The following is a 6,302-nucleotide window of genomic DNA, read 5'->3' as shown; positions in this document are numbered from 1 at the left end:
GCCCTGGCCCCCGCCGCCCGCGCCGCCCTGCAGCGCTCGCTGCGGGCCACCGGCCGCGTCGCCTGACCCGCCCCCCGGTCCCCGCGCCGCCCCACCCGCCCACGCCTCAGCCGGTGGCGGTCCAGATCCGGGTGAGGACGTCGCGCAGCCGGTCCCGCTCGGCGTCGGCCAGCAGCCCCAGCGGGGCCTCGACGGCGGCGGTGGCGTCCTTCTCCGCCACCTCGCGCAGCGCCCGGCCGGCGTCGGTGGCGACCACCAGCCGGGTGCGCCGGTCGGCCTCGGAGGGACGGCGCTCCACCAGGCCCCGGCCGGCCAGCTCGTCGACCAGCAGCACCACCTGGGAGGGGTCCAGCCCCAGGACGTCGGCCAGCTCGCGCTGGGTGACGCCCTCGGCGGCGTCGCAGGCCAGCACCAGCACCGAGTACTGGCGCACCCGCAGCCCGTGCGCGGCGAGCGCGGCGTTGGTCGCGCGCACCACCGCGCCGCTGGCCCGGGAGAGCAGGAATCCCAGGTCGTCGGTCAGCGGGTGACCCATGAGCACCTCCATCGTTGACAACCTCCACGATACCGACCTACGGTCGCGACACCACCCCCCTGTCACGAGGAGAACCCGTGGACCTGACCGGCAAGGTCGCCGTCGTCACCGGATCGGGCCGAGGCCTCGGCCTGGCCTACGCCCAGGAACTGGCCCGCCGCGGCGCCGCCGTCGTCGTCAACGACGTGGACGCCGACGTCGCGCAGGCCGCCGTCGACAGCATCGAGGGAACCGCCGTCGCCGAGGTCGTCCCGGTCGGCACCAGCGAGGCCGCCCAGGCCCTGGTGGACCGCGCGGTCGGCGAGTTCGGCCGGCTCGACGTCCTGGTCAACAACGCCGGCATCCTGCGCGACACCACGCTGTGGAAGATGACCGACGAGCAGTTCGACGCGGTCATCACCACCCACCTGCGCGGCACCTTCACCTGCACCCGCGCCGCCGCCGTCCACATGCGCGAGCGCGGCGAGGGCGGGCGGATCATCGCCATCGGCTCCCCCACCGGCCAGGTCGGCAACTTCGGCCAGACCAACTACGCCGCCGCCAAGGCCGGCATCGTCGGCATGGTGCGCACCTGGGCGATGGAGCTGGCCCGCGCGCAGATCACCGTCAACGCCGTGGTCCCCGTCGCCGCCACCGCGATGACCGAGACCGTGCCCTTCCTCGAGCCCTACGTCACCGCCCTGAAGAACGGCGACCCGCTGCCGCCCTACGCCCGCAAGCAGCTGGGCTTCGGCTCGGCGCAGGACGTCGCCGGGCTGATCGCCTTCCTCGCCTCCGACGAGGCCGCCGGCATCACCGGCCAGGCCATCGGCGTGGGCGGCGACCGGCTGGCGCTGTGGACCCACCCCACCGAGACCGTCGTCGAGTTCGCCGACGGCACCGGCTGGTCGGCCGAGGCCATCGCCGACGTCTGGCCGAAGGCCTTCGAGGGCTCGAAGCAGACCGTCGGCCAGCAGTTCGAGCCGGAGAGCTGACATGGCGCTGCAGCTGGACCTGGAGAACCTGGTCGCCATCGACGTGCACACCCACGTGCACGCCGACACCCGCGGCCACAAGGCGCTGGACGACGAGCTCAACGCCGCGGCCGCGAAGTACTTCAAGGGCGACCCCTACGACCCCACCGTCCCCGACATCGCCGCGGACTACCGGGCCAAGAACATGGCCGCGGTCGTGTTCACCGTCGACATCGAGCACGCCACCGGCCACCCGGCGCTGTCCAACGAGGAGATCGCCGACCTCGCCGCACAGCACCCCGACGTGCTCATCCCGTTCGGCTCGGTCGACCCCGCCCGCGGCAAGGCCGGCGTCGAGCTCGCCCGCCGGCTGGTGCAGGAGCACGGCGTCCGGGGGTTCAAGTTCCACCCCTCGATCCAGGCCTTCGAGCCCAACGACCGCGCGGTCTACCCGCTGTTCGAGGAGATCCAGAGCCTCGGCGTCCCGGCGCTGTTCCACACCGGGCAGACCGGCATCGGCGCGGGCCTGCCCGGCGGGCGCGGCATCAAGCTGCGCTACTCCGACCCGATGCTCCTGGACGACGTCGCGGCCGACTTCCCCGACCTGACGATCATCATGGCCCACCCCTCGGTGCCGTGGCAGGACCAGGCGATCTCCATCGCCACGCACAAGGCCAACGTCTACATCGACCTGTCCGGCTGGTCGCCGAAGTACTTCCCGCCGCAGCTGGTCAAGGCGGCCAACGGCCTGCTCAAGCGCAAGGTGCTCTTCGGTTCGGACTACCCGCTGATCCGCCCCGACCGCTGGATGGCCGACTTCGAGACCCTGGAGATCAAGCCCGAGGTCAAGCCGCTGATCTTCAAGGAGAACGCGATCCGCGCCCTGGGGCTGCGGTGAGGAACCAGGGCATCGGCTCCTGGCCGGAGCGCCGGCTGCGCATCTCCCCGCACCGCCCGGCGCTGTGGTTCGAGGGGACGACGGCGACGCACGGCGAGTTCGCCCTCGACGTCCGGCGGGCCGCGTCCGCCCTGCACGAGCTCGGCGTCCAGAAGGGCGACCGGGTGGCCTGGTTCGGCGCCAACCACCCCGCCGCGCTGCACACCCTCTACGCCTGCGGCCAGCTGGGCGCGGTGTGGGTGCCGGTCAACGCCCGGCTCTCCCCCGCCGAGGCGCGGTACGTGCTCGAGCACTCCGGCACCACGCTCGTCGTGCACGGCGCCGAGCACGTGGGGACGGCGGCGGCGCTGCGCGCCGAGCTGCCGCAGGTGCGGGCGTGGCTGTCCGCCGAGCCGGCCGAGGGCGCCGAGGACTGGCAGGCGCTGGTCGCCGCGGCCGAGCCGGTGGCCCGCGACGAGGTCGTCACGCACGACGACCCCTGCCTGGTCATGTACACCTCCGGCACCACCGGCCGGCCCAAGGGCGCGCTGCTGACGCACGGCAACATGACCTGGGCCTGCCTCAACCAGGTGCTCGGGTTCGACTTCACCCCCGACGAGCGCACCCTCGGCCTGGCGCCGCTGTTCCACATCGGCGGGCTCAACGGCACGCTCAACCCCACCCTGCTGCGCGGTGGCTGCGTCGTCCTGGTCCGCGGCTTCGACCCGGCCGGCACGCTGCAGGTCATCGCCGAGCAGAAGGTGACGTCGTTCTTCGCCGTCGCCACCATGCTCGACGCGATGGCCAAGCAGCCGGGCTTCGCCACCCTGGACCTGTCGGCGCTGCGCACCATCGGCGCCGCCGGCGCCCCGCTCCCGCTGCCCGTGCTGCGCACCTGGCTGGACCGCGGGGTCACCGTGCAGCAGGCCTACGGCATGACCGAGTCCGCGCCGGCCGGCACCGTGCTGGACAGCGCCGACGCGGTGGCCAAGGTCGGGTCGGCGGGCAAGCCGCAGTTCTTCGTCGACGTCCGGGTGGTCCGGCCCGACGGCACCGAGTGCGACCCGCACGAGGTCGGCGAGGTGGTGCTCTCGGGCCCGAACATCATGGCCGGGTACTGGGAGGCGCCCGAGGCGACGGCCGAGGCGGTCCGCGACGGCTGGTACCACTCCGGGGACGCGGGCTCGGTCGACGAGGACGGCTACCTCACCATCCGCGACCGGTACAAGGACATGATCATCTCCGGCGGGGAGAACGTGTACCCGGCCGAGGTGGAGTCCGCGCTGCGCGAGCTGCCCCAGGTGGGCGAGGCCGCCGTCATCGGCGTCCCGCACGAGCACTGGGGCGAGGTGGGCCTGGCCGTCCTGGTGCCCGCCCCGGGGTTCGACCCGGCCACCGACCCCGACGGCGAGGGCGTGCGCACCGCGCTGCGGGAACGCCTCGCCGGGTTCAAGGTGCCCAAGGAGGTGCGGTGGGCGGCCGAGCTGCCCAAGACCGCGACCGGCAAGATCCGCAAGCCAGACCTACGGCACGCGTACGTGCTCACCGAGGAGGACGCATGACCACCACCACGACCCTCGCCGAGATGCCCGGCCTCAAGGGCACGGAGCTCGGCACCAGCGACTGGTACGAGATCACCCAGGAGGCGGTCAACACCTTCGCCGACGCCACCGGTGACCACCAGTGGATCCACGTCGACGTCGAGCGCGCGAAGGCCGAGAGCCCCTTCGGCGGGCCGATCGCGCACGGCTTCATGACCCTGTCGCTGGCCGTGCCGCTGGCCACCGCCACCTACACCATCAGCGACTCGGTGATGGGCGTGAACTACGGCCTGAACAAGGTGCGCTTCCCCGCGCCGGTGCCGGTGGGCTCGCGCGTGCGCGCCACCACCACGCTGAAGGACGTCGAGGAGGTCGCCGGCGGCCTGCAGAACACCATCGGCGTGGTGATCGAGCGCGAGGGCGGCGACAAGCCGGTCTGCATCGCCGAGTGGGTCACCCGCGCCTACGGCAAGCCCGCCGGCTGACGCCCCCGCCCGCGGGCGTGGATCAGGTCCGACGAGGAATGTGCATCCTCAGCCACCGACGTCGGTGGCTGAGGATGCACAGGGGTCGTCGGACCTGATCCACGCCGGGTGGCAGCCTGCAGACCATGCGCATCGCCGTCTTCACCGGGTCGCAGGCCGGCCCGCCCGCCCACCAGCACGCCGCCGCCACCTTCGCCTCCTCCCTGGCCCGCGCCGGGGTGGGCATCGTCTACGGCGGCGGGCACGTGGGGCTGATGGGCACCGTGGCCGACGCGGCGCTGGCCGCCGGCGGCGAGGTGGTGGGCGTCATCCCGCAGCACCTCGTGGACGACGAGCTGGCCCACCCCGGCCTCACCGACCTGCGCGTCGTGGCGACCATGCACGAGCGCAAGGCCGCGATGGCCGACCTCGCCGACGCCTTCGTCGCCCTGCCCGGCGCCGCCGGCACCCTGGAGGAGCTCTTCGAGGCCTGGACCTGGGGCATGCTCGGCCTGCACGCCAAGCCCACCCTCCTGCTGGACGTCGACGGCTTCTGGCAGCCGCTGCTGACCCAGCTGCACCGGATGGTCGACGACGGCTACCTCGACGGCCGCCGGCTGGACGCCCTGGGCGTGGTGCACACCGCCGACGCCCTGCTGGAGTTCGTCGCCGCCTACCGGCACCCGCAGCGCAAGTGGACCCGCCCGGCCGGACCGGCCGCGAGCGCCTAGCGTCGCGCAGGTGGAGGCCTGGGACGTCGTCGTGGTCGGCGGCGGCCCCGCCGGTGCCGCCGCCGCGCTGGCCGCCCGCCGGCACGGCGCGTCGGTGCTGGTGGTCGACCGCGCCGACTTCCCCCGCGACAAGGTCTGCGGCGACGGCGTCGCCCCGGAGGCCCTCGACGTCCTGGCCGCGCTCGGCGCCGACGTGGACGCCGTCACCGCCGGGTTCCCCGCCGTCCCGCGGCTGCGGCTGACCTCGCCGTCGGGCCGGACCCTGGAGCGCACGATGCACCGGCCGGCGCTCGTCGTCCCCCGGGCCGTGCTCGACGCCCGGGTGCTGGATGCCGCGCGGGCCGCGGGCGCTGAGTTCCGGCGGCACACCGTGCGCCGGCTGGTCCCCGGCCCGGACGGCGTGGCCGTCGACGGCGCGCTCACCGCGGGGGTGGTCGTCGGGGCGGACGGCGCCGAGTCGGTCGTCCGGCGGGCGCTGGGGGTCGGCGCGAACCGCCCGGACCGGCTGGCCGTGGCGATCCGCGGCTACGCACCGGCAGGGGACCCCGGCGTCCAGGTCATCACCACCACCGACCAGCGCTGGCCGGCCTACGCGTGGTCGTTCCCGGTCGGCGACGGGCGGGCCAACGTCGGCTACGGCGAGCTGGTCAGCGGCGGGGCGACCCGGGCCGGGCTGCTCGAGGGCCTGCACCGGCTGCTGCCCGGGGTCGAGCCCGAGGGCCTGCGGGCGCACCGGCTGCCGCTGTCCACCCAGCGGCCGCGGCAGCCCGACGGCCGGGTGCTGCTGGCCGGGGACGCCGCCTCGCTGATCAACCCGATGACCGGGGAGGGCATCTTCTACGCGCTGCTCTCCGGCGCGCTGGCCGGGGCCGCGGCGGCGCACGGCCCGGGTGCCGGGGCGGTCCTGCGGGCCGCGCTGGCCGACCGGCTGGGCACCCACCTGCGGCACACCGCGACGGCGTCCCGGCTGAGCAGCCGGCCGTGGCTGATGGACGCCACCTTCGGTGCGGCGGCGGCCGACCAACGGGTCTTCGACGACGTGGTGGCGCTGGGCCTGGCCGACGGCCGGCTGACCGGCCGCACCCTGCTCGGCGCGGTCAGGTCGCTGCGTCCGCGGACCCGGCGTCCCTGACCGCGTGGCGCCCGGCGCCGGACGCCGCGGTGCTCAGCGCCCGGGAGGCAGCCGGGCGGGCGGGCCGGG

Annotated in this window: 7 protein-coding genes; 6 read left to right on the top strand and 1 reads right to left on the bottom strand. The window is 74.8% G+C overall.

Going from position 1 to position 6,302, the window contains the following annotated elements; translation table 11 throughout:
• Window positions 1-106: 106 nt before the first annotated feature.
• Window positions 107-535: a MarR family winged helix-turn-helix transcriptional regulator gene (locus NH342_RS21420; RefSeq protein WP_305884973.1), complete on the bottom strand. Its 429-nt coding sequence runs from the start codon at window positions 533-535 to the stop codon at window positions 107-109.
• 77 nt (window positions 536-612) lie between these two features.
• Here NH342_RS21420 and NH342_RS21415 point away from each other — a divergent pair, with 77 nt between their 5' ends.
• The 6 genes from NH342_RS21415 to NH342_RS21390 all read left to right on the top strand — a co-directional run bounded on the left by NH342_RS21415 (window position 613) and on the right by NH342_RS21390 (window position 6,233).
• The gene (locus tag NH342_RS21415; protein ID WP_253018140.1) at window positions 613-1,509 is read left to right on the top strand and encodes an SDR family NAD(P)-dependent oxidoreductase; all 897 of its coding nucleotides are present in this window, start codon (window positions 613-615) and stop codon (window positions 1,507-1,509) included.
• A gap of 13 nt (window positions 1,510-1,522) precedes the next feature.
• Window positions 1,523-2,386 (top strand): amidohydrolase family protein, encoded by an 864-nt coding sequence (locus NH342_RS21410; RefSeq protein ID WP_305884974.1) that lies wholly within the window; start codon window positions 1,523-1,525, stop codon window positions 2,384-2,386.
• The gene (locus NH342_RS21405) at window positions 2,383-3,927 is read left to right on the top strand and encodes a long-chain fatty acid--CoA ligase (RefSeq protein ID WP_253018136.1); all 1,545 of its coding nucleotides are present in this window, start codon (window positions 2,383-2,385) and stop codon (window positions 3,925-3,927) included. Before NH342_RS21410 ends, NH342_RS21405 begins: the two co-directional genes overlap by 4 nt.
• Window positions 3,924-4,391: a MaoC family dehydratase gene (locus tag NH342_RS21400; RefSeq protein WP_253018134.1), complete on the top strand. Its 468-nt coding sequence runs from the start codon at window positions 3,924-3,926 to the stop codon at window positions 4,389-4,391. The genes NH342_RS21405 and NH342_RS21400 overlap by 4 nt, the downstream gene beginning before the upstream one ends.
• A 125-nt stretch (window positions 4,392-4,516) precedes the next feature.
• Window positions 4,517-5,101, top strand: a complete 585-nt coding sequence (locus tag NH342_RS21395) for a TIGR00730 family Rossman fold protein (RefSeq protein ID WP_253018132.1) — start codon at window positions 4,517-4,519, stop codon at window positions 5,099-5,101.
• A gap of 10 nt (window positions 5,102-5,111) precedes the next feature.
• Entirely contained in the window at window positions 5,112-6,233 is a 1,122-nt protein-coding gene (locus NH342_RS21390) for an NAD(P)/FAD-dependent oxidoreductase (RefSeq protein WP_253018130.1), read from the top strand.
• Window positions 6,234-6,302: the final 69 nt, after the last annotated feature.

Source organism: Klenkia sp. PcliD-1-E, from assembly GCF_024124375.1.
GTDB lineage: Bacteria > Actinomycetota > Actinomycetes > Mycobacteriales > Geodermatophilaceae > Klenkia.
The sequence above is the reverse complement of the archived record's forward strand: the minus strand, read 5'-3'. Positions and strand labels throughout refer to the sequence as shown.